A 24,801-nucleotide genomic window follows, 5' to 3' on the forward strand; every position below is an offset into this window, starting at 1 on the left:
GAGGTGATGCGCACGGCGTCGGCCGTCCGGCGCTACCTCGACGAACCCGTACCCGATGAGGTGATCGAGGCCTGCCTGCGGGCGGCCAGCTGGGCGCCGTCCGGAGGCAATCAGCAGCCCTGGAAATTCGTCGTGCTCAGATCGAGTAGCGTGCGCGACGTGGTCACGGCAGCGGCGCACCGGACATGGGATGTGATGACCGAGTTCTATCGGTTCGCGATGCCGGCGGACGAGGCTGACGACCCCAAATCACGCGTGCTGCGAACGATGGCCGAACACATGAGCGTCGGTGGCGCCGCGCCGGTGCTGGTGCTGTTCTGCGTCCAGCCGCAGCGGGGGACCACCGAACTCCAGCAGGGCGGGTCCATTTTTCCCGCCGTGCAGAACTTCTTGCTGGCGGCTCGCGCGCAGGGCCTCGGCGCCGCAATCACCCTGTGGCACGGGTCCTGCGAGGACCAGCTGCGCTCGATGGTCGGCATTCCCGGCGACTGGAAGATCGCGACGTTGCTGACGGTCGGCTGGCCCAAGGGCGGACATCATGCCGTGCGGCGTAAACCGCTGGACGAGGTCGCGGCCATCGATCGTTGGGACCGGCCTTGGCACAAGACAGGGGAGTGACAGTGGGATACCCCGAGATCTCGTTGTACCTGCGCACCTTTACCGATGGCCCGCAACATGATTGGCGGGCGACGCTGGCAATGGCACGGGCGATGGATGTTGCGGGGATCGACCGTGTGGTCGTCTCCGATCATATGGTGTTCGGCGAGAAGCTGGAGGCATACGCCGACCCCTCGGTGGGTGGTGCGTCCGGCGGCCGCCAACCTACGGGGCCCGACGGCAGCTGGCTGGAACCGCTCATCGTGCTCACCGCGGTCGCTGCCACGACCGAGCGGATCCGGCTGGGGACCTCGATACTGTTGGCCGCCCTGCGGCGTCCCGCGGTCCTGGCCAAACAGCTGGCGACGCTCGATGTGCTTTCCGGCGGTCGCGTCGATCTCGGCGTCGGGGTGGGGTGGCAACGAGAGGAATACGAGGCAGCCGGACTGTCTTTCGCACACCGCGGGCGGCTGCTGGACCACACCTTGGAGGTCTGCAAGACGCTGTGGACCGAACAGCGGGCGTCGTATCACTCGCCCGAACTGTCCTTCGACGCGATCCACCAGATGCCGAAGCCGGTGCAACCCGGTGGTGTGCCGTGTTGGATCAGCGGCACGGTGAACCGCAACGTCGCGCGGCGAATCGCGCGGTTCGGCAGCGGTTGGATTCCCTGGGGCTCGGCATTTGCCGACCTGCCCACCTCGATAAGCAAGATGAAGGACAGCGTCGTCGCCGCCGGTGGCGACGCCGGCAATCTGCAAGTCCAAGGTGTCGCGCGCGCAGTGAAGGGCGACGGCGGATCGATCGACTACCCGGCATCGGTCGCGTCGGTACCGGCGCTGGTCGCGGCAGGCGTCACCGATGTCCGCTTCACGGTGACGGTCCCAGAGGAGGGCGAACGAGCTGTCGAAGTCCTCTCGCCGCTCGTGGAGGCGTTCCGCGACGTCACGCGATGATGCATCGACGTCGCGGGATCGGGCAGGAATCGACGGTCCGGCATGCAGTTGCGTGATCACGCGGGATCCGCGAAACCCGCTGTGATTCTTCATCCTTCAGGGACGGCGGTGAGCTTCGCCGACCTCGAGGCCGGCGCCAACAAGCTCGCGCACTTCCTGCGGCGATCGGAGTTGGCCGCCGGGGACACCATCGCCATCCTCATGGAAAACAACGAACACATCCACACAGCGATGTGGGCGGCCAAGCGCAGCGGTTTCTATTACACGCTGGTGAACACCAACCTGAGCCACTCCGAGATCGCCTACGTCGTTGCCGACAGCGGCGCGAAGGCCATCGTCTCCTCGCGGTTGATGCGCGATGCGTGCCGGGAACTGTCCGACCGGCTCGGGGATGGCCTGCCGGCCGTGGCGTTGATGGCCGACGACGACCTCCGGGGCTGGCTGCGCTACCCGGAATGCGTGGCCGCCGAACCCTCGACGCCGATCACCGATGAGCGTGACGGCCGGCTCCTGCAGTACTCCGCGGGCAGCACCGGTCGCCCCAAGGGGATCCGCCGACCGCTGACATCGCCAAACTCCGGCGTTTCGAAGGTGTCGACACCCGTTTTCGAGGCGCTCGGGGTGGGCCCCGACTCGGTCTACCTGAGTCCAGCCCCGACCTACCATACGGCGCCGGCCATGTGGACCATGGCGGCGCAAGCCGCCGGCGCGACAACGGTCCTCATGCAGAAGTTCGACGCCGAACAGGCCCTCGAATGCATTCAGCGACACGGTGTCACGCATGCGCAGTTTGTGCCGACGATGTTTGTCCGGATGCTGCGGCTGCCAGAAGAGGCCAGAACGCGCTACGACCTCTCGACGTTGCGACGCGTCGTCCATGCCGCCGCCCCGTGTCCGCCCGAGATCAAGCGGCAGATGATCGACTGGTGGGGCCCGATCGTGGACGAGTACTACGGGTCATCCGAGGGCGCCGGCATCTCGTTCATCCGTGCCGACGAGTGGCTCGCTCACCCGGGCTCGGTGGGCAAGCCACTTCTCGGCACGCCGCACATCCTCGACGACGACCGTAGCGAGCTCGGCCCTGGACAGATCGGTGAGATCTATTACGAGGGTGGTTATCCCTTCGAGTACCTCAACGACGAAGCCCAGACGGCGGCGGCGCGCAGTGCGCAGGGCTGGGTCACCGTAGGCGATGTCGGCTATCTCGACGACGAGGGCTACCTCTATCTCACCGATCGTCGCAACCACATGATCATCTCCGGCGGGGTGAACATCTATCCTCAGGAGACCGAGAATTGTCTGATCGGTCACCCGTTCGTGGTCGACGCCGCCGTTTTCGGCGTGCCCGATCCGGTGATGGGGCAGTCGGTGACCGCAGTGGTGCAACTGGCGGATCCAGGCCTGGCTTCCCCGGTTCTCGCCGAGGAGCTGATCGCTTGGCTGCGAAATCGGCTGGCGCACTACAAGTGTCCCCGTAGGTTGTACTTCGAGGGGTGCCTGCCGCGCACCGATGCCGGCAAGCTGTACAAGCGGGAGCTGGTCGAGAAGTATGCGGGTATCTCCGGAGGCTAGGCGATCGTCAAACAGGCCTGGTCGAGTCGCCGGGCATACCATCATTGAGCGCTTCGCGGCAGTGGACGCGACAGGGCTCAAAGCATCCGTGGTCCGCCGAAGCCCGGAACCGCCCCTACCGGGATCAGCGCCAGTATGACGGCGAGAAGGATGAAGGAACGCAGTGCTTTTGGCGTGGGCTCGCGCTCGATCTCCGGCCTGCCCGCCGCGTAGAGGATGAAGACCACGCCGACATCGAACGTCACGACCGTCAACCAGCGGGTCCAGTCATAGCCGGTCACAAAGACTGGGCAGATCAACAGGAGCCCGCCGGCGACCCACGTCATCCGGCCCCGCAGCGCCTCGACAAACGTGCCGAGCGACACGCCCGATATGGCGCTGAGTCCCCACATGGTCAGCGCGAGGGCACCGGCGCCGAAGATCAGCGAGACCGTGAGACCGAGCATGCCGATGTGGCCGACGGCGCGGACAGCATCGCCGATTCCGTTGTCGTAGTTCGGCATCACGTTGCGGCACACCCAGTCGTGATAGTCGGTTCGAACGGATTGCCCGTCAACAACGTAGTGCAGCAGCGACGCCGGCGACGTGACCGTCGCGAACGGGTTGGGCATCACGTGACGGGGCACCGACGCACAAAGCTGAGCCGCGATGTGGTGGCGGCCGAAGGCCGCCACGGCGGCCGTCGTGCAGACACCCGGCGTCACCGCCAGCAGGGCGCCTGGGCCCCGGCCGTTTTCCAGCGCACCACCCAGGGCGACGATCGCCAACACGGCGCCCAGCGCGAACTGCAGCCCGATCGCCTCGTGTACCAGTGTCAGCGCCGCGATGGCGGCGCCGTAGGCCGCACAGCATGCCATCGCGATATTGCGGGATCGCACCAACACCAAAGCGGAAGAAAACAACGCCAGGGCGGCCCCGCCGAACAGGTCCGGGCGGGCCGAGTACGCGGCGAACGGGACACCGAAGGGGAGCAACGGGATCAGCAGCACAACCATCAGCCCGCGCTCTGACCGGCCGCGACCCAACAACACCACGCCCGCGACCGCTGCCAGACCGCACAGATAGACCGCCGTCGAGAGCCACCGCAAACCGAGCGCGACCGCGAAGTAATGTCCGGGGAGCAAGCGAACCAGTTCACCGGCGAGTCCGCGGCGGACGAACCCATGCGTGTAATCGGCGGCGTAGTACGACATCCAGTACACATCGAGCGGAACGACCTTGATCGCGAACCACAGGACGACCAGGGCCCAAGCCGCGATCGCGGCGGCGCAGGCCGCGTAGCGGCGGTGGTGTGCGCGTCGGTTCGGCTCGACGTCCAGGTTCACCATCCGGTCCGGCCTTCGTAGACGGTGGTGGCGGACAGCCGCAGGTCGGCCAGCGCGCTGCACGCGAGCTCGCGGGCGGTCGCCGCACTGTCGGCCCCCCTTCGGCAGGCGATGACGTTGAGAAACCGGCTACCGTTGAACGTTCCGGTGCTGCAGAACAATTGGCCATGGCTCTGCTCGATGCGGCGACGGGTGACGCCCTGCTCGGCCAGCCGGATGCAGACCTCGGCTGCGTCCGCACCGTCGATGCGGCCCACGGCGGCGTCGAGGTTCCCCAGATTCGAGCAGCCGACCGGAAGTTGGCCGGTCGACATGGCAACGCCTTCGGCGCGCCGGACCAGCCATCGTGGCGTGAACGGAATGAGCGGCAATCCGGCGAGCATTTCGTTGGGTTGCCGTTGCAGCGACGTCAGCAGCGTCTTGACATCCTTACGCACCCGGCTCAAGTCGCCGGCCGCCGCCGCTCCGTCGACGGTGAGCGTGATCGAGGTCAGCGCATTCGCCCGGTCGTCATCGGCGCTGCGGTCGCTGACCGGAAGCACGACCGTCACCGAGCTTCCGTCGGCGAGCACCCTGCCCATCCGGTGGGCCAGCCGGGCCGCGTATGCGACGAATAGGGCGTTGGCGGTTCCGTTTAGGGCGTGCGCGCGGGCTTCCCATGCGGCGGCGTCGGTTTGCAAAGTGACCGATGGCAGGCCCGCGCGCTCGTCGTCGGCCGGTGGGGGCGGACCTGGCTGCGGCATCGTGGGCGGAACCCGGGGACCGGAGGACGCCTTGAACAAGATCCCCAGAGTCGCGATCAGCGCGCGGATGACGCCCGGTACGGCGAGCGCCGCACCGGCCAGGTCCTCGACGACGGCGCGCGCCCGACTACGTGAATTAGGCTGTGGATAGCGATGTTTGCCGCTTTCCGCGTTGACTGCCTCGCTGATCGCCGCTATGAGGCCGAGCCCATCGACCACACAGTGTGATGCCACCAAGGTGACCGCCGCACCGCCACCGTCGAATGGCAGGACGCCAAGGTGGAAGGTGGGGCCGTGCTCGGGATCGACGGGCACCTGCGCGCGTCTTTCGACCCATGCACCGAGCGCCGACCGGGGTCGGCACGGTTCCAGCGCGATATCGGGTGAGCGGCGGTCGGCCACCCAGCGGTGACGCCCGAATGGCAGCGGCGAGCGCTCGATCCGCCGTCCGAGCAGGCCGGTGGCGAGATTGGCGCGGAAGACCCGCAATTGGTCGACATTCACGTCTCGGTCGTATATCCACGTGCACTGCACCGTACTGCCTTGACCGGTGGCGCGCAGCCGTAAGAATGCGGCCTGGTCCAGCAGTGCCAACCTCCGCGCAGCCATCCCGGCTTGGCTACGTCGCGACCCCGCGACACGTCTGTGTGTCCGGGTGCTGACATCGGGACCTCGCGTGGGAGAACGTAAATCCATCAGGTGCGGCTGTGCACCCCGGCGTCGCACACCCTCGTGAACTCGGCACGCATCGTATCGACATAGCGCTGGACGGACTCGCGGGCGACGTCGGTGCCCGGGTAAGCGACCACCAGTTGGGTCCCGGTGTGCATGCGATTGACCCACATGCACACCGTCTCCGACAGCCGGTTGTCGCCCCAGATGCCGGCCCGCAAACCATCGAAGTAGTCACCGAACGGCAGCTTTCGGATGTCGATGAAGGACAACATCGGGACGGGCCGGTCCGGAACCTCGACCTCGTCGGACGTCGTCTCGAGTAGGTGGTAGTAGGGCACCGCGCCGAGGGCCGTGTTGGTGTCGAAGGATGTCTGGGCAGCGATGACCACCTCGTCGAATGACGCACCGGCGGTGGGTATCGCCAACGGGACGAAACTGGCCAGCCACCCGACGGCCGCGGCGTGCGCGGGATCTCGCCGGTTGTCGAACGGGGTGAGGCCGAAGTAGGTGGGTGCGCCGGTCAACCGGTGCTCGGCCAGGGCAGCGCAGGCGAACACCCCACCACTGAAGCGGGCTCCCGCGGCGCGGCACACCGCCTCGAATCGCCGGCCCTGGTCGTCATCGATCAGGTCGAACACTTCGATGGCCCCTGGCGTATCGGCGGACGCCTCGCCCAGTTCCAGGGGAAATCTGGGGAGCAGTCCATTGTTCGCCGCGAGAAACGCCCGCCAACACCGAATTTCGGGCGAATCGACATCGAGGCTCGCAGTGAATGCGCGTTGCCGCGCGCTGTATTCGCGGTGGCTGGGTGCGGGTATCGGCACAACGGGTGACTTCTGCAGCGCGGAGAAATACGCCGTCTGAATGTCCAGGAAAATCACACCCGCCGACATGCCGTCGGCGCGCAGATGATCGACGGCAATGTAGATGGTGAAGCGGTCTTCGCCCTGGATGATTCCGAAGCTGAAGCAGTCCCATTGCAGCGGATCGGGCGTATCGAGAATCAGTTTGCGAATCTGATGCGGCGCCATTTCGCCGAGATCCGTTGCTTCCAACGTGATGGTCTTGGGGTCGGCGATAACGTGGCGAACCACCTCGTCGCCGTCGTCGAAGGCGAACCGGTCATGATAGGCGTCGTGCCGCCGCACATGGCTGTTCAGCGCGTGGGTCATCGCGTCTATGTCGCAGACGCCCCAAATCTCCCAGGCTCCTATGCACAATCGCGGGATATCGCGGCCGCGGTTGACCTGGCGTCGGTAATACCGAAGATGCTGCGACTGCTGATAACTGACCGCCGCCGGATGGTATTGCGCGTCGGCTGCCTGCTCGTAGGTGCTGGCGGTGGGAAACCACGATACGACGGTGCCCTCGGCTGTCCAGTCGTCAACCGTGCCCAGGAACATGCGCGACCTTTCCTCCGTCAGTAGGCGACGCCGGTCCGGATGACCTTAACGTGACCGTGCATTGGTTGCCGGATGAATTCGACCGCCGAGGGAATTGCGCACCACGAGCCCAGCAAGTGGCGCTGCCGCTAGCTGCGTGGAATGCGCAGAAGTGATTTGGCTCACGCTGGTCCGAGTTGACGCCGCGAAAGCAGTCAGAGCGTCGCGGGGCGCAGTCATTGAAGATTCTCCTCGGGCGTGACAATCGCACGAGAATGCAGAAGACTCGCCGATCGCCGTCGTCTTGCCGTGCGAGGTAACCGCAACGCCGATCGCATATTTCGCGCGCGGCTAACTCAAGATAACTACTAAAAGCCTTTTACTCGACGCCTCGGCCCGACCATCACCGGATAGCGGGCGCTATCGTGGCGATGCAATTCTTGTCACCCCCGGGCCTGCGGAACGGCGCCGCGATCACCATATCTCAGGTTCGGTTAAGGCGGAATAGTACCGGTCGAAGTAATCTTCTGCCCACGTCATCCATCGGACGAACGGGCCATCCAAAATGCGAAAGGGGCTGCCGCGGTCTCCCTTTGAGTGCGACCGAACCCGACGCGAACGCCCGAGAGATACCATGGCCGGGCTATCCCGATGTGCCGCAACGCCTTACATTCGGCCCAGCGCGCGCTGACGGAGCGGCTGGGAAGGTCGTACGCGTCCGGGCCGCCCTCTTTGCCGCGGAGGCACGCCGGCCAGGCGTCCCGGCACGGGAACCCTTCTGCGTGCTTTGCCAGACCTGGCTGTTGGCAACCGTTTTGGCCGCGAGCGGAAACGCCGGCGCAGGAAGACGATTAGCCACGGGTGTTGCCGAAAGTCAACGGTGGGATCGGAGATCCGTGAAGCCTTGACTCCATACATACAGTGTGTATGTTTATACATACGGTATGTATCTAGGAGGGTGAGGGATAGTGAGTGCCACGCTCGATGCCATTGCGAAGGAACGCGGAGTTGTTTTGGAGGTCTGCTCGGAATTGCCCGCTTCGATGTGGGCGAAGGACAGCGGATGTCCTGGATGGTCTGTTCAGGATCTGGTGTCGCACATGGCGTGTAGCTACTGGTTGGCGGTCGATCCATCGACGTTGCCCGATCCCGGTGGGCTGCCCGCCGAACGCGCCGCTGACCTCTATGTGGAGTCACGTCGCTGGATGACGCCCGCAGACGTCCTGGCCGACTACGAGGCAGTCAGTGCGCGAGGGCTGGAGTTGCTCGCCGCGGTGGAGGGCCAAGACGTCGAGATACCGATTGGGGACGTCGGAACGTATCCGGCCTCGGTGGTGCCCACCACCTTCGTCTTCGAGTCCTTCATCCATCTCCGGTACGACTTGTTCGCTCCGAATGGACCGTTGCAGTCGGATCCGCCCACGGTCGACGAGCTGCGGCTTGGCCCCACGCTCGACTGGATCGAGGCGGCCCTCCCGCAACAGAACACCCAGCTGCTCAACGCATTACGCACTGGAGTCGAGGTCCGGCTTGACGGGTTGTGTGCCCGAACCCTGCGGCTCGGCACCCGGGGCGATGTGACCGCGCGGATCACCTCCGATTCGCAAGCGTTCGTCCGCTGGGTCACTCAGCGCGGCACCTGGGACGGCCTGGCCGTCCAGGCGGACGGGGACCCGTCGGCTCTGGACATCGTCCGCCGGCTCAGGGTGTTCTGACCGACGCCGCCTCCCGCGGTGGCGCCTCCCGCCGCCTTCATACGGTATGTATGAGAATGCATACGGGGTGTGAAAGGTAAGGGTTGCATGGCGCAGGATGGTCGCCGGACACAGGCCGAGCGTGCCGCCGACACGCGGGGCGCATTGATCAGCGCCGCCCGTCCCCTGTTCGCATCGCTGGGATTCACGGAGGCGTCCCTGGAGACCATCGTGCGAGACGCGGGTGTGACGCGCGGGGCCCTGTATCACCATTTCGCCGACAAGACAGAGCTTTTCGCCGCGGTTTTCGAGCAGGTGGAGGGCGAGATGGCCGCGCGCATGGTCGACGCCGTCGCGGCCGCGGGGCACACCGACCCGGTCGAGATCATGCGATTGTGTGCGGGCCTTTGGTTGGACGCGTGCTCCGATCCCGAGGTTCAGCGCATCGTGCTGCTGGAGGCGCTCGCGGTGCTGGGCTGGGAACGCTGGAGCGACATCGGGCATCGGTACAACATCGGATTCGTGACGGCGCTGCTGAATGACGCGATCGAGTCCGGCAGCATCCCGCGCCAGCCCGTTGAGGCGACGGCCCTAACCGTCATGGGGGCGCTGCGCGAGGCGACGCTTTACATCGCCCGCGCTGACGACCAGCGCCAAGCGCGCGCGGATGCCGGCGCGGTGATGGACCGGCTGCTGAACGCCCTGCGCGACAAGGACAGCTGACTCATCCGTTGTCAGCTTGGCGCTTGCCCGGCCGAAATCTGGCGCGCGATCGCCTTTTTGTCGATCTTGCCGATCGGGGTGGTCGGTAGCGATGCCATGGCGACCAGCACATCGGGCCGGGCGTGGGCGGCCGTGCCGCGCTGATCGAGGTGGGTGTTCAGTTCCGCCAACGTGACCGCCGTGCCGGTGAAAACGACTGCCGCGCAAATCTTCTCGCCGAGGTACGGGTCGGGCAGCGGCACCGCGGCCGCGGAGAAGATCGACGGGTGAGTGAGCATCTGCTCCTCGAGGTCCGCCGCGGAGATGGTTTCGCCGCCCCGGCAGATCACGTCCTTGACCCGTCCGGTGACCGTCAGGTACCCGTCGCGCCGCAGCCGGACCAGGTCACCGCTGCGGAAGAAGCCGTCCTGGTCGAAGCAGCGCTCGTTGTCGCGCTCGGCACGGTAGTAGCCGTTGAGCGTGTACGGCCCGCGCACCAGGAGCTCGCCTTCCTCGCCCGGCGCGACCGGTTCGCCGTCCGCGTCGACCACCCGCAATTCGTCCGCCACGCACAGCGGCCGCCCCTGGGTGTGGTCGACGACCTCGGGCGGATCGCCCGGGCGGGTGTAATTCAGCAGCCCCTCCGCCATTCCGAACACCTGCTGTAGCCCCGGCGTCAACGCGGCACGGATCATGCGGGCGTCGTCGGGCTCCAATTTCGCCCCGCCAACTTGCAAGAGCCGCAGGGACTTCGGCGTCACCGGCTCCCACCCGCAGGCCTGCGCCCACAGCTTGGCCAGGGCCGGCACCAGAGCGGTGACGGTGACGCCGTGGCGCTCGATGGTGGCGAAGGCGGCCTCGGGGCTGGGGTCGGTGCCGAACACAGTGGTGGCGCCCACCGTCATGGCGCCGAGCAGGCCGGGGCAGGCCAACGGGAAGTTGTGCCCCGCCGAGAGCAGCACCAGATAGACGTCGTCGGCGGTGAGCCGGCACACCTGTGCGCTCGCGGTCGCGTTGAACACGTAGTCGTCATGGGTGCGGGGGATGAGTTTGGGGGTGCCGGTGGTGCCGCCCGAAACGAGAAGCAAGGCAGGCGATCCGGGGTCGGCCGGCGGCGTCGGAGGTGGGGCGGTGGCCTGACCGCATAGTTGCGTCCACGAGGTGAACGAGCCCGGCTCACCGTCGACGATGACGTGGGCGAGCGTCGGGTGGTCCGCGACGAGAGCGCGCGCCATGGCGCGGTAATCGAAACCGTTGGCCGCGTCGGCGATCACCAACGCGGTGGCCCCGCTCACGGCGGCGAAGTGCCCCAATTCGGCCGCCCGGTGGCCGGGCAGACACATCACCGGGATGGCGCCCGCCCGCAGCAGCCCGAAGAGCGCCACCGCGAACTGGCAACCGTTCGGCAATTGCAGCAGCACCCGGTCGCCGGGCGCGATGCCCAGTGCCCGCAGTCCCGCGGCGGCGCGGCCGGCGCGCTCGTCGAGCCGCGCGTAGCTCAAGCCGAAGCCGTCCGCGGCGTCGAGCGCGGCGGTTCGGTCGGGCCAGCGCCGCGCGGCGTCGCTGAGGATGCTGTCCAAAGTGCGCCCAGTCCAGTAGCCGGCCGCCCGATACGCGGCGGCGCGGTCGGCGGGGAACGGCACAAACCCTTCGAGGGCCCCGGCCAGGGGTTGCCGTGCGTTCGCGGTCATCGAGGTCCTCAGGCGGGGGGCGTAGTAGCGGTGATTCGTGAGTAAGGATAGGGTAACCCCCACAACTTAGGGCAGCCTGTGCTAATTCAGGGAGGGTTCGTGGTGCGTGCCTCGGCGCGCCCGGCAGACGTCCGGGCAGAGGTAGCCGAACTGCTGGGCGTCGGTGTCGACGACGTCCACCCAACCACCAACCTCATCGGTCAAGGGCTGGACTCCATTCGGATGATGACCCTGGCGGGTCGCTGGCGCCGTCAGGGCATCGCCGTCGATTTCGCCACGCTGGCCGAAACTCCCACCCTCGAGGCCTGGGCCAAGCTGGTGACCGCCGAGCCGGCGACCGAGCCAAGCGATCACAAGGCTGCCAGCGAGTCGGCGCCGGGGGCCGACGGCGAGCCCTTCCCGCTCGCCCCGATGCAGCACGCGATGTGGGTCGGCCGGCAGGACAGCCAGCAGCTCGGCGGGGTGGCCGGCCACCTCTACGTCGAATTCGACGGCGGCCCGATCGATCCCGCGCGGCTGCGTGCGGCCGCCAAAGAGCTGGCCCGGCGCCACCCCATGCTGCGGGTTGAGTTCCTGCCCGACGGCACCCAACGCATCGCGGCGGCCGGTGACGAATTCCCGGTCACCGTCGAGGACCTGCGCCACCTGGACGGCGACGGGGTCGATGCGCGGCTGGCCGCCATCCGCGACGCCAAATCGCACCAGCAGCTCGACGGCGCGGTGTTCGAGCTTGCCCTGACGCTGCTGCCGGGCGAACGTTCGCGCCTGCACGTCGATCTGGACATGCAGGCCGCCGACGCGATGAGCTATCGCACCTTGATGTCCGATCTTGCCGCTCTCTACCTCGGTCACGAACTGCCCGCGCTGAGCTACACGTATCGGCGCTACCGCGACGCGATCGAGGCGGAAGAGGCCCGGCCCCAACCGGCCCGCGACGCCGCCCGCGAGTGGTGGGCGCAACGCATCCCGCAGCTCCCGGACCCGCCGGCGCTGCCCACCACCGGAGACCGCGGTTCGCGTAGGAGCGCCCGGCTCTGGCACTGGCTGGACCCGAAGACCCGGGACGCGCTGTTTTCCCGCGCTCATGCCCGCGGGGTCACGCCCGCGATGACGCTGGCCGCCTCCTTCGCCAACGCCCTGGCGCGCTGGTCCACCACCTCGCGCTTCCTGCTGAATGTGCCGCTGTTCGGGCGCCAGCCTTTGCACCCCCAAGTCGACTCGCTGGTCGGCGATTTCACTTCGTCGCTGCTGCTGGATGTGGACCTCACCGGCGCGCGCACCCCGGTGGCGCGGGCCGGGGCCGTGCAGGACGCGATGCGGTCCGCCGCCACCCACGCCGCCTATCCCGGACTGTCGGTGCTCCGCGACCTCAGCCGCCATCGCGGCACCCAGGTGCTGGCGCCGGTGGTATTCACCAGCGCGCTGGGACTCGGCGAGCTGTTCAGCCGAGAGGTCACCGCCCAATTCGGCACACCCGCGTGGATCATCTCCCAGGGTCCGCAGGTGCTGCTGGACGCTCAGGTCACCGAGTTTGACGGCGGCGTGCTGGTGAATTGGGACGTCCGCGACGGCGTCTTCGCCCCGGGTGTCGTCGACGCCATGTTCGCCTACCACATCGACGAACTGCTCAGGCTGGCCTCCGCCGACGACAGCTGGGAGGCGATGGGGCCGCCGCCGCTGTCGGACGCCCAGCGCGCGGTGCGCGACGCGGTCAACGGCCGCACCGCCGAACCCAGCGGAGAAGCATTGCACGACGGGTTCTTTCGGCAGGCCGAGCAACAGCCCGACGCGCCCGCGATATTCGCCGGCTCGGGGGACGTCAGCTACGGGCAGCTGCGCGAGCAGGCGCTGGCGGTGGCCGCCGCGTTGCGCACGGCGGGTGTCGGCCCCGGCGACACGGTCGCGGTGATGGGCCCCAAGACCGCCGAGCAAGTGCCCGCGCTGCTGGGCATCCTGGGCATCGGCGCGGTTTACCTGCCGATCGGCGTCGACCAGCCTCGCGACCGCGCGGAGCGCATCTTGCACACCGGTGCGGTGCGCCTGGCCGTGGTGTGCGGTGGGCAGCGACTGAACCTGAAGGTGCCCGAGCTGTGCCTCGCCGACGTGCTGCGCGACGCGCAGCTCGCGCCCGAGATCCATCCGGCGAGAGTCGATCCCGCTGAGCTGGCCTACGTGTTGTTCACCTCGGGCTCGACCGGGGAGCCGAAGGGTGTCGAGGTGACTCACGACGCCGCGATGAACACGGTGGAGTTCATCGCCCGCCACTTCGACATCGGCCCGGCGGATCGATGCCTGGCCCTGTCCACGCTCGAGGGTGACATCTCGGTGATGGACATCTTCGTGACCCTGCGGACGGGCGGCTCGATCGTGGTGGTCGACGAATCGCAGCGCCGCGACCCCGACGCCTGGGCCCGGCTCATCGACACCCACCAAGTCACCGTGCTGCACTTCATGCCGGGCTGGCTGGAGATGCTGATCGAAGTCGGCCGCGGCCGGCTGTCTTCCGTGCGGGTGATTCCCACCGGCGGGGACTGGGTGCGCCCGGAGCTGGCCCGCCGGCTGCGGGCCGAGGCACCCAACCTACGGTTCGCCGGTCTGGGCGGAGCGACCGAGACACCGGTCCACAACACGATTTTCGAAGTGGCCGACCCCGACGCGCTGCCGGCCGACTGGACCGCTCTGCCCTACGGGGTGCCGCTGACCAACAACGCCTGCCGTGTCGTCAACGAGGCGGGTGACGACTGCCCGGACTGGGTCGCCGGCGAGCTGTGGGTATCCGGCCGCGGCATCGCGCGGGGCTATCGCGGGCGTCCCGATCTCACCGCGGAGCGCTTCGTCGAGCACGCGGGCCGCAGGTGGTACCGCACCGGCGACCTGGCCAGGTATTGGCCCGACGGCACCTGCGAGTTCGTCGGCCGTGCCGATCACCGGGTCAAGATCAGCGGCTATCGCGTCGAACTCGGCGAGATCGAGGCGGCGTTGCGCCGACTCCCCGGAGTGGCCATAGCGGTGGCGGCCCTGCTCCCGGGACCCGGGGGCTCGGAGATCCTGGCCGCCGCCGTGTGCCCCGAAATGTCCAGCGGTGCACAGCCGTCCGCCGAGGGGCTTGCGAAGCTGATGGCCGAACTCGTTCCCGCGCATATGGTTCCGCGCCACTTCGCACTCGTGGAGCGGATCCCGTTCACCAACGCCGGCAAGATCGACCGCCGTGCCGTCGCGCGCCACCTTGGCGCCGCGATTTCCGTGGCCGAGCAGCCCGGCTACCGTCCCCCGGCGACGCCGCTGGAATCGGCGCTCGCGACGCTGCTCGGTGACCTACTCGGCGCGGAGCGGGTGGGGCGTGACGACGACTTCTTCGCGCTCGGGGGTGATTCGGTGCTCGCCACCCAGGCCGTGGGCCGTATCCGCACCTGGCTGGACACCCCGAATGTCATGGTCGCCGACATCTTCGCCACGAGAACCGTGGCGGCACTGGCGAATTTGCTCACCGACCGCGAGCGGGACGACGCGCGGCTGGACCAGGTTGCCGAGCTGTACCTGGAAGTCATCCACCTGGACGCCGACGCGGTGCTGTCGGCCGGTCGACACACCGCGAAAACCGAGACGGCACAATGACATCCGACCCTGTGCTGAGCGTGCCGACGGAGTTCGCATCCTGGATCAAGCGGGTGTCCGGCGGGAGCGCACGCCGACGCGCCGGCGCGACCGTCGTGTTTCCGCACGCCGGCGCCTCCGCGGCAAGCTATCGGTCGGTGGCCGCCGCACTGGCCTTGGGCGGGGACACCTACATCGTGCAGTACCCACAGCGCGCGGACCGGCTCAGTCACCCGGCCCCCGACACAGTGCACGACCTCGCCCGGGGCCTGTTCGACGCGGGGCCGTGGAGTCGCGTCGCGCCGCTTCGGCTGTTCGGCCACAGCATGGGTGCCGTCGTGGCGTTCGAATTCGCGAGGATCGCCGAATCCCACGACACCGCGGTGCAGCGCCTGTGGGTCTCGGCCGGGCCCGCACCGTCGGCGGTCGCCACGATGCCGCAACTCCCCACCTCCGACGACGGCCTGCTCGCCGACATCGCCGATCTCGGCGGCACCGACCCCGAACTGCTCGCCGACGAGGAGTTCGCGGAGTTGTTGACGACCGCGGTGCGAGCCGACTACCAAGCGATCAATCGCTACGAGTGCGCTCCCTGCGTCCGCATTCGCGCCGACATCAGGGTATTGGGGGCGCGCGACGACCACCGCGTCGATCCGGCCGCGCTGCGGCTCTGGGAGAACCACACCGCGGGCGACTTCGAGTTGTTCCTGTACGACGGCGGCCATTTCTATCTCAACGAGCACATCGACGCCGTGGCCGAACGGGTGAACGCCGATGTCTGACAACAGGTTCGACGCGGCGGCCGATCCGGTCGTGATCGTCGGCATGGCCCTCGAAGCGCCGGGCGGCATCGACACCGCCGAGAAGTACTGGGAGTTGTTGTCGCGCGGCCGTGAGGCGCTGGGCCCGTTCCCCACGGACCGCGGTTGGCAGGTGAGCGAGCTGCTCGCCGGATCGCGGCGGAGCGGCTTCAAGGAAATCCATGATCGCGGTGGATTCCTCACGGGTGCAACAACCTTCGATCCCGAGTTCTTCGGCATCTCCCCGCGGGAGGCCGTCGCCATGGACCCCCAGCAGCGCGTCGTGCTCCGCGTCTCCTGGCGCGCGCTGGAGAACAGCGGCATCAATCCCGACGACCTGGCCGGGCACGACGTGGGTTGTTTCGTCGGCGCCTCGGCCACCGGGTACGGGCCGCAGATGGCCAATTTCTCGAAGCACAGCGGGCACCTGCTCGCCGGGACCGCGCTGAGCGTGATCTCCGGCCGGGTCGCGTACACGCTGGGGCTGGCCGGCCCGGCGCTGACGGTGGACTCGTCGTGCGCGTCCGCGCTGGCCGCATTCCACGTCGCGGTGCGGTCGATCCAAGACGGCGACTGCGACATGGCGCTGGCCGGCGGGGTGAACGTCCTGGGATCGCCCGGATTCTTCGTCGAATTCTCCAAGCAACACGCCCTCTCCGACGACGGGCACTGCCGCCCCTACAGCGCCCAGGCCAGCGGAACGGTGTGGGCCGAGGGGGCGGCGATGTTTGTGCTGCAACGCAAATCGGCCGCCTTGCGCGCCGGCCGCGAGGTCGTCGCCGAGGTCCGCGCCACCACCGTCAACCAAGACGGCCGCAGCGCCGGCCTCAGCGCGCCCAGCGGTGAAGCGCAGATTCGCCTGTTTCGCCGTGCCATGACGCAGGCCGGGATTCGGCCCGACGAGGTCGGCATGGTCGAGGGCCACGGCACCGGCACCCGCCTCGGCGACCGCACGGAACTGCGGTCGCTGGCGCAAACCTATGGCGACACGGCACCCGGTTGCGGCGCACTGCTCGGCTCGGTGAAGTCCAACCTCGGGCACGCCCTCGCGGCCAGCGGTGCGCTCGGGCTGGCCAAGGTCGTGGTCGCCGCCGAACACGGGGCGATCCCACCGACTCTGCACGCGGCGGACCCGAGCCCGGAAATCGACTGGGACAGCCAGGGGTTGCGGTTGGCCACGACCCTGACCCCATGGCCGGCGGTCGCCGGCCGACGGACCGCGGCGACGTCGGCCTTCGGCATCGCCGGCACCAACGCACACGTGATCGTCTCCCTCCCCGAGGTCGCGTGATGCTCGGATCCCCACTGCCCGACGGTCGCGTACCCGTGTTGCTCACCGCGCACGACGAAGAGCTGATCGTCAACGACGCCAGAGCGATCCTGGACTATCTGGACCGCACCGACGCGGACCCCGCGGCGATAGGGTCCAGCCTGCTGCGGCTGCGTCGGGTGCGGCGGCACCGTGCGGTCGTCCGGGCGGCCGACCGCGCCGAGCTCGCCGGCGGGCTGCTCGCCCTAACCCGCGGCGAAGAGCACCCGCTGGTGACCCGGTCCTCGCACGGTGTGGCGCCGTGCATCGCTTTCGTGTTTCCCGGACAGGGCAACCAATGGCAATCGATGGGAGCCGAGGCCTATCAACGACTTTCGGCATACCGGGCCGCGGCCGACCGATGCGCGCAGGCCTTCCTCGCTGCGGGACTGCCGTCGCCGTTGCCCTACCTGACCGGAGGGGACGATCGCAACTGGTCGCGGACCGAGATACAAGGAGCACAATTCACCCACGCGGTCAGCCTGGCCTACGAATGGCGATTCCACGGTGTGCTGCCCGCAATCACCGTCGGCCACAGCCTCGGCGAGGTCGCGGCCGCCTACGTCGCCGGGACGATCTCGTTGCCCGACGCGGTCGCCCTGGTCGGAGCCCGCGCCACCATCGTCGACCAGTTGGCGGGTCAATACGCCATGGTCGTGCTCGGGGCCGGGGTCGACGAGGCCGAGTCCCTGATCGCGGAAGCCGCGGGCTGGTTGGAAGTCTCGGCCGTCAATGGCCCCTCGTCGACCGTGGTGTCCGGAGACCGCGACGCCGTGGCGGCCGCCGTGTTGCTGGCCCGGCAGCGGGGGATGTTCGCCCATCAGCTGTCCGTGGACTACCCGGGACACACCAGTGTGCTGCGGCCGTTGCGCGCGCAGTTGACCGAGCGGGTTCCCCGCTCGGCCTTCCGGGACAGCCCGGTCAGATTCGTCGGCTCGACCTTCGGTGCCGAGGTGGGCAGCGGGGCGGACTTCTCTCAGTACTGGTACGAAAATCTCTGTAACACGGTGCGTTTCGATAAGGCGGTCACGGCGGCCCAGAAACTCGGCGCCACCACTTTTGTCGAGTTGTCCGCGCATCCTTCGCTGCTGTACCCGCTCGCGGACCTGATCGACGAGCGAACGAGCGTGGTCGCCGGCTCGGGCCACCGCGAGGGAGCCATCACCGACGTGCTGGCGAAAAACATCGCGACCGTGGCGACCGCCGATCCCGGCTGCCAGTGGGCCAACACCATGCCCGGCGGTGTCCGGCGGCCGCTGCGCGGGTTCCCCAACGCGCCCATGCGGGCGGTCCACCTGTGGGCAGCGCCCGAGCCGCTGATCGACACGGCACCGGCCCCTTCGCTCACCGTCGCCGTCGAGGCCTGGCAACCCGCCCCCCCATCGGACGCTGCGGGTGCCGACATCGGATTCTTCGGCCCTGACGCGGAGGACGCGTTGACGCGGAGGCTGATGGAAGCCGTTGACGCACAGGGCGGTTGCCGGGTGGTCGCGCCGCACGATGCGGAGATCGTCGCCGTCGTCACCCCCGGGCTCGACGAGCGCGACCCCGCATCGGCGATCGCGCAGATCGCCGGCCGGCCGGACGCGGGTCTGCCGGACTACGCCGCACTGATCGGCCCGCGCTGCCGGGCCGTCTGGCTGATCACCGCGGGCGGCGAGAGCATCGACCCGGACGACACCGACGTATCACCGGCACAGGCAGCACTCGGCGCGATGCATCGCAGCGCCGGCTTCGAATTCAGCGACCAGGCCTTCGGGCATCTCGACCTGCCGGGCCGCGACCTCGACGCGCGGAGCGCGCGCGCCGTCGTCGAGGTGCTGCTCGGTGAGGCGGCCGAGGTCGCGCTGCGCGGAAGTGAAGTACCGCGACGGTACATCCGGACGTTCCGGGACTGCCGCGACTCGGCGACCGGTCGGCCGCTGGACGCCGCCGCACTGGACAACGTGGTGATCACCGGCGGCAGCGGCGCCATCGGCCTGCAGTACGCGCGATACTGCATCGAACGGGGGGCGCGGACGGTCACGCTGCTGAGCCGCAACGGTCTCGACCGGGACGTACTGCGCCGGCTGACCGACAATCACGACACCGAGGTACGCGCCCTGCGCTGCGACATCACCGATCCGGTCGCCGTGGCCGAGGCCGTCAGGCACGCCGGCGCGGGGGCGTCGATGCTGATTCACACCGCCGGCATCGCCCAGGCGCGCTCCCTCGCCGCGCTGACCGGAACCGACGTGGCGACGGTGTGTGCCGCCAAGGTGCGTGGCCTGGCCCTGCTGGCGCAGCGGTGGCCGCTGCGTCCGGACTGCCGAATCCTGGCCTGCTCGTCGGTGTTCGGAGTGTGGGGTGGTCACCACCACGCCGCTTATGCCGCCTCCAACCGGATGCTGGACGTGCTGGTCGCCCAGCTGCGCCGCGGGGGTCACGACTGCGTGGCGATCCGGTGGGGACTGTGGCAGGCCGCGGGCGTCGTGGCGGCCGACGAGATAGCCCGCACCGAACGATCCGGTCTGACCGCGATGGTGCCCGACGCGGCGATCGAGGCCGGCTTCCACCGCAATGACGGCGATCCGCTGATCTTCGACGCGGATTTCGACCGGCTCGCGGTGTTCTTCGAAAGCCAGTGCATGCCAACGCCTTTCCGCGTGTCCCGCGGCAGCGACGGGGGAGCGGTCCACCCCGCCGCCAGATCGCTGGCCGACGTGGTGCGCGCGGACGTCGCCGCGACACTGCACCTGGACGACTCGGTCTCGATCGACGCGAGCGCACCGCTGATCGACCTTGGGGTGGATTCCTTGCTCGCACTGGATCTGCGTAAGCGGCTACGCCGGACGGTCGGACGCTCGGTTCCGGTGGCTCGCATGCTCGGCGGGATCACCCTCAACGAATTGATCGATGCGTTGCGCGCCGGCTCCGGTGAGCCGCGCGAAGGCGCGAAACCCGACGTTCGCGAAGCCAGAAAGGTTGGACTCCCCGCGTGACGGACACCACCCAAGCCGGCGCACGGCTCGACGACGAGCGCCTGGAATTGTTGCGCCGCAAGATCGCCGAACGCGGCCTGGCCAGCCCGCCCGCCGCTTCGCCCGTGGCGACCGCCGAAGGGCCGCGCATGTCGGTCGGACAGCACCGCATGTGGTTCGTGCAGTCGCTGGACCCCGACAGCGCGCTGCTCAACGTCTGTGTTTCCTATCGCCTCAGCGGCGCGGTCGACATCCAACGGTTGCGGCACGCGGTGGACGCTGTGGCCGCGCGCCATGCCCTGCTGCATACGACGTACGCCACGGGCGCCGACGGCGACCCGTATCCGGTCATCCGCGAAGAGCTGCGCCCGGAGTGGGCCGAGCACGACCTGTCGGACCTGACCGATCAGTCCCGGCGGTTGCGGCTGGACGTGCTGGCGCAGCGGGATTTCCGTCGGCCCTTCGACCTGGCCACGGATTCACCCCTGCGGGTCACCGTGGCGCGGCTCTCGGCCACCGAGCTGATGCTGTTGATCACCGTCCACCACGTCGCCTGGGACGATGCCTCGTGGGCGCCGTTTTTCGCCGACCTGACCCGCGCGTACGTCGATCCGGACGGCTTCGCCGACGAGCCCCCGCAGGCGGCCCCCCCGCCGGACGAAGCCGCGGATCCCGCCGCGGACCACGAATACTGGCGCCGCCAGATGGCGAATCTACCCGAGCCACTTGAACTTCCGGGTCCCAACGGATCGGTGGTGCCAAGCACCTGGCGGGCCCAACGCACCGCGATGCCGTTGTCGGCGGCCACCGTCGACCGGGCGGCGGCGCTCGCGCGGGAGACGGGCGCCACCCCGTACATGGTGCTGATGGCGGCGTTCGCCGCGTTGGTGCACCGCTACACCCAGTCGACCGACTTCCTGATCGCCGCTCCGGTGCTCAACCGCGGCGTCGGAACGGAATCGGCGATCGGGTACTACGGCAACACCGTGGTGATTCGGCTGCGGCCAGGGCCCCTTCAGACGTTCCGAGAGCTGCTGACCGAGACCCGGGACCGCGCGGTGGGTGCCTTCGCCCATTCGCGCGCCGACCTGGACTGGCTGGTCCGCGAATCCAATCCCGACCGCCGGCACGGCGCCGACCGGATGACCCGGGTGAGCTTCGGGCAGCGCGAGCCCGACGGCGCCGGTTTCTGCCCGCCCGGGGTGCGGTGCGCGCGCGGCGAGTTGCGCGGCCATTTCAACCAGCTGCCACTGAGTTTCATGGTCGAGCTGGACCGCACGGGCGCCGGATTGATCGAAGCCGAATACCTGGTGGAAGTTCTGGATCGGCAACTGGTCGACCAGCTGCTGCGGCACTACGCCGTGTTGCTGGACGACATGCTGACAAACCCCGACACGGCGCTGTCGGCGTGCGCGCTGATGAATACCGACGACGCCGCGTGGCTGCGCCGCGCCTCGACCGGCGACAGATTCGAAACCCCGCCCACCACCTTGCCGGCGCTGGTCGCCCGCCGGGCGGCGCTCTCACCGGCCGCCATCGCCGTCGTGTACGAGGGCCGCGAGTACACCTATCGCGAGATCGACGAAGAGTCGAACCGCTTGGCGCACTGGCTGATCGAGCAGGGCGTCGGCACCGAGGACCGCGTCGCGGTGCTGCTGGACAAGTCACCCGAATTGGTCATCACCGCGCTCGGAGTGCTGAAGGCTGGCGCGGTCTACCTGCCGGTGGATCCCACCTACCCCGAGGATCGGCTGACCTTCATCCTCGGCGACGCCGACGCCAAACTCGTGCTGCGCGAACCCATTCCCGGACTGTCGGAGTACCCGGCCACCGCGCCCAGCGAATTGATCAGGCCGCTGAGCCCGGACAACACCGCCTACCTGATCTACACGTCGGGTTCGACCGGGCTGCCCAAGGGCGTGCCGGTGCCGCACGCACCGATCGCCGAGTACTTCGTCTGGTTCGGTGACGAGTACCGCGTCGACGAAACCGACCGGCTCTTGCAGGTTGCGTCGCCGAGCTTCGACGTGTCGATGGGCGAGATCTTCGGCACGTTGATCATGGGTGCCCGGCTGGTGATCCCGCGGCCCGACGGGCTCCGCGACATCGGCTACCTGACCGATCTGCTGAGCCGCGAAGGCATCACCTCGATGCATTTCGTGCCGTCGCTGCTCGGTCTGTTCCTCTCGTTGCCCGGCGTCAGCCAATGGCGCACCCTGCGCCGAGTCCCCATCGGCGGGGAGGCCCTGCCGGGTGAGATCGCCGACAAGTTCCATGCCACCTTCGATGCGCTGCTGTACAACTTCTACGGCCCGACCGAAACCGTGGTCAACTGCACCAGCTACCCGGTGGAGGGCACCCAGGGCACCCGGGTGGTGCCCATCGGACGCCCGAAGATCAACACGCAGGTCCACCTCCTCGACAACGCACTGCGCCCGGTCCCCGCGGGGGTGATCGGCGAGATATACATCGGTGGAACGCATGTCGCGCACGGCTACCACCGCAGGCCCGGGCTGACCGCCGAGCGATTCGTCGCCGACCCGTTCACGCCGGGCGGCCGGCTGTACCGCTCGGGCGACCTTGCCCGCCGCAACGCCGACGGCGACATCGAGTTCGTCGGACGCGCCGACGAGCAGGTCAAGATCCGCGGCTTCCGCATCGAGCTGGGCGAGATCGCCGCCGCCATCTCGGTCGACCCCAGCGTGGGGCGGGCGGTGGTGCTGGCCATGGACCTGCCGCGGTTGGGCAAGAGCCTGGTGGGATACGTCACGCCGGTGCCGGGAGCGGACCCGGAAACCGTTGACGTCGAACGGATCCGAGCCCGGGTGGCCGCGGCGCTCCCGGACTACATGACGCCGGCCGCCTACGTGGCGCTCGACGAGATCCCGATCACGGCCCACGGCAAGATCGACCGCGCCGCGCTGCCCCAGCCCCAGATCGCGGCGGCCGCCGAATACCGCGATCCGGTCACACCCGCCGAACGACGCATCGCCGCATTGTTTTCCGCGTTGCTCGGTCACGACCGAGTGGGGCTCGACGACTCGTTCTTCGACCTGGGCGGCCATTCGCTGGTGGCCACGAAACTGGTCACCGCGATCCGATCCGAGTGCGGGGTGGAGGTCGGCATCCGCGACGTCTTCGAACTGGCGACGGTAAGCGCGTTGGCCGAGCGGGTCGACCGGCTCAGTTCCGGCGAGCTTCGCCAGTCGCGGCCCAAGCTGATCGCCACGGCCCACGACGAGCCGATGCCGTTGTCGGCCTCACAGCTGCGCAGCTGGTTCGCCTATCGCGTCGACGGGCCAAGCTGGGTCAACAACATTCCCTTCGCCGCGAAACTGAGCGGGCCCTGGAACATGGACGCCCTGATCGCCGCCGTCGGGGACGTCGTTGCCCGGCATGAAATCCTGCGCACCTCCTACGTGGAGCTGGATGGCGTGCCGTATCAGGTGGTCGGATCCGCGGGTGACGTTTCCGTGCGCCGGGCCTCCGGCCCCGATCAAGCCTGGCTGCAACGGGAATTGGACGCCGAGCGCAGGCACTGCTTCGAACTGGACCGCGAATTGCCGATTCGGGTCGCGGTGCTGCGCACCGCCGATGACGCCGAGCACGTCCTGTCGCTGGTGGTCCACCACATCGCCTCCGACCACTGGTCGGCCGGGGTGCTGTTCGCCGACGTGATGACCGCGTATCGGGCCAGGCGGGCGGGGGAAGCCCCGGCGTGGGCGCCGCTGCGCGTGCAGTACGCCGACTACGCCGCGTGGCAGGGGGAGTTCCTCGGCGACGCGAGCGGTCAGGAGTCCGCTGTCGCCGCCGAGCAGCGCGAGTACTGGATCCGCCAACTGGCCGGGCTGCCCGAGGACAGCGGGCTGCGGCCCGACTTCCCGCGCCAGCGGGTGCCCAGCGGCGAGGGGGAGTCCGTCGACTTCGGCATCGACGCGACCACCCGCGCCAAGCTCGCCGAGTTGTCCCGCGAGCTGGGCATCACCGAATTCATGCTCTTGCAAACGGCCGTCGCGGTGGTGCTGCACAAAGCCGGTGGTGGGCTCGACATCCCGCTGGGCACCCCGGTCGCCGGGCGCACCGAGGCCGAATTGGATCAGCTGATCGGGTTTTTCGTCAACATCCTGGTGCTGCGCAACGATCTGACCGGCAACCCGACGCTGCGCGAGTTGCTGGCCCGCGCACGGGAAACGGCGCTGGCCGCCTACGCCCATCAGGACCTGCCGTTCGACCGCGTGGTCGACAGCGTCAGCCCGGTCCGTTCGTTGTCGCGCAACCCGCTATTCCAGGTGGTCGTGCACGTCCGCGACCACCTGCCCGCGACGCGCGTGATCGAGCAAGGCTCCGGCGAGGGCGAGCAAGACACGGTGTGCACCTCGCTGGACCCGGTCTTCGACATGGCGCACGCCGACCTCAGCGTCAACTTCTTCGGCACCGACGGCTCTGACGGCGGCGGATACAACGGCAATCTGATCTTCCGCACCGAGCTGTACAGCAGGGCCACGATCGAGCGATTCGCCGGCTGGCTGACTCGGGTGGTCACCGCATTTGCCGACAATGTCGACCAAAGTTTGCGCGACGTGCAGCTGACCGACGCCGCAGAGCGGCACCGCGTGCTGGAGCACTGGAGCCGCGGCGAGCGACCGCCGCACGACCGGCCGCGCACCATTGGGGAATTGCTGGAGCCCAGCCGAGGCTGGGGGACCGGGCGGATCGCGGTGCGCTGCGGCGATCGGCAGCTCGATTACCCAGCGCTGCACCGCCTTTCGGACCGCCTGGCGGCGTTGCTTGCCGCGCGCGG

At 68.6% G+C, this 24,801-nt stretch carries 14 protein-coding genes; 10 read left to right on the forward strand and 4 right to left on the reverse strand.

The window, feature by feature from the left end; translation table 11 throughout:
* Positions 1-6 precede the first annotated feature (6 nt).
* Genes A9X05_RS06275 through fadD4 form a run of 3 tightly spaced genes read left to right on the forward strand, consistent with a single transcriptional unit; the run spans position 7 to position 3,125 of the window.
* Complete coding sequence (locus A9X05_RS06275) at positions 7-618, forward strand: nitroreductase family protein (RefSeq protein ID WP_067748545.1); 612 nt, start codon at positions 7-9, stop codon at positions 616-618.
* 23 nt (positions 619-641) lie between these two features.
* Positions 642-1,553, forward strand: a complete 912-nt coding sequence (locus A9X05_RS06280) for a TIGR03619 family F420-dependent LLM class oxidoreductase (RefSeq protein WP_231978269.1) — start codon at positions 642-644, stop codon at positions 1,551-1,553.
* 42 nt (positions 1,554-1,595) lie between these two features.
* Positions 1,596-3,125, forward strand: a complete 1,530-nt coding sequence (fadD4, locus tag A9X05_RS06285) for a fatty-acid--CoA ligase FadD4 (RefSeq protein ID WP_067779988.1) — start codon at positions 1,596-1,598, stop codon at positions 3,123-3,125.
* Between the two features lie 77 nt (positions 3,126-3,202).
* Here the strand turns inward: fadD4 and A9X05_RS06290 are convergent, their stop codons facing one another.
* From A9X05_RS06290 to A9X05_RS06300, 3 genes are all read right to left on the reverse strand, one after another.
* On the reverse strand, positions 3,203-4,453 hold the full coding sequence (locus tag A9X05_RS06290; RefSeq protein WP_067779991.1) for a hypothetical protein: 1,251 nt from the start codon (positions 4,451-4,453) through the stop codon (positions 3,203-3,205).
* The gene (locus tag A9X05_RS06295; RefSeq protein ID WP_067779994.1) at positions 4,447-5,802 is read right to left on the reverse strand and encodes a hypothetical protein; all 1,356 of its coding nucleotides are present in this window, start codon (positions 5,800-5,802) and stop codon (positions 4,447-4,449) included. Before A9X05_RS06295 ends, A9X05_RS06290 begins: the two co-directional genes overlap by 7 nt.
* An 86-nt stretch (positions 5,803-5,888) precedes the next feature.
* Positions 5,889-7,271, reverse strand: coding sequence for a condensation domain-containing protein (locus A9X05_RS06300; protein WP_067779997.1), 1,383 nt, complete (start codon positions 7,269-7,271; stop codon positions 5,889-5,891).
* A gap of 968 nt (positions 7,272-8,239) precedes the next feature.
* Between A9X05_RS06300 and A9X05_RS06305 the strand changes: the two genes are divergently transcribed.
* Both A9X05_RS06305 and A9X05_RS06310 read left to right on the forward strand, forming a co-directional pair.
* Positions 8,240-8,965, forward strand: a complete 726-nt coding sequence (locus tag A9X05_RS06305) for a maleylpyruvate isomerase family mycothiol-dependent enzyme (RefSeq protein ID WP_368664918.1) — start codon at positions 8,240-8,242, stop codon at positions 8,963-8,965.
* A gap of 87 nt (positions 8,966-9,052) precedes the next feature.
* Positions 9,053-9,667 (forward strand): TetR/AcrR family transcriptional regulator, encoded by a 615-nt coding sequence (locus A9X05_RS06310; RefSeq protein ID WP_067780000.1) that lies wholly within the window; start codon positions 9,053-9,055, stop codon positions 9,665-9,667.
* An 11-nt stretch (positions 9,668-9,678) separates the two neighbouring features.
* Here the strand turns inward: A9X05_RS06310 and A9X05_RS06315 are convergent, their stop codons facing one another.
* Positions 9,679-11,337: a (2,3-dihydroxybenzoyl)adenylate synthase gene (locus A9X05_RS06315; protein WP_067748373.1), complete on the reverse strand. Its 1,659-nt coding sequence runs from the start codon at positions 11,335-11,337 to the stop codon at positions 9,679-9,681.
* Positions 11,338-11,436: 99 nt separating this feature from the next.
* Here A9X05_RS06315 and A9X05_RS06320 point away from each other — a divergent pair, with 99 nt between their 5' ends.
* The 5 genes from A9X05_RS06320 to A9X05_RS06340 form a co-directional block, all read left to right on the forward strand.
* Positions 11,437-14,952, forward strand: a complete 3,516-nt coding sequence (locus tag A9X05_RS06320; protein WP_067748375.1) for a non-ribosomal peptide synthetase — start codon at positions 11,437-11,439, stop codon at positions 14,950-14,952.
* The gene (locus A9X05_RS06325; protein WP_067748377.1) at positions 14,949-15,713 is read left to right on the forward strand and encodes a thioesterase II family protein; all 765 of its coding nucleotides are present in this window, start codon (positions 14,949-14,951) and stop codon (positions 15,711-15,713) included. The genes A9X05_RS06320 and A9X05_RS06325 overlap by 4 nt, the downstream gene beginning before the upstream one ends.
* Positions 15,706-17,022, forward strand: a complete 1,317-nt coding sequence (locus A9X05_RS06330; protein WP_067748379.1) for a polyketide synthase — start codon at positions 15,706-15,708, stop codon at positions 17,020-17,022. The genes A9X05_RS06325 and A9X05_RS06330 overlap by 8 nt, the downstream gene beginning before the upstream one ends.
* Complete coding sequence (mbtD, locus tag A9X05_RS06335; RefSeq protein WP_067780003.1) at positions 17,022-20,021, forward strand: mycobactin polyketide synthase MbtD; 3,000 nt, start codon at positions 17,022-17,024, stop codon at positions 20,019-20,021. Before A9X05_RS06330 ends, mbtD begins: the two co-directional genes overlap by 1 nt.
* A partial coding sequence (locus A9X05_RS06340; protein ID WP_067780006.1) for a non-ribosomal peptide synthetase occupies positions 20,018-24,801 on the forward strand: 4,784 nt, incomplete at its 3' end. The genes mbtD and A9X05_RS06340, both read left to right, overlap by 4 nt.

The organism is Mycobacterium sp. E3298 (assembly GCF_001666895.1).
Taxonomy (GTDB): domain Bacteria; phylum Actinomycetota; class Actinomycetes; order Mycobacteriales; family Mycobacteriaceae; genus Mycobacterium.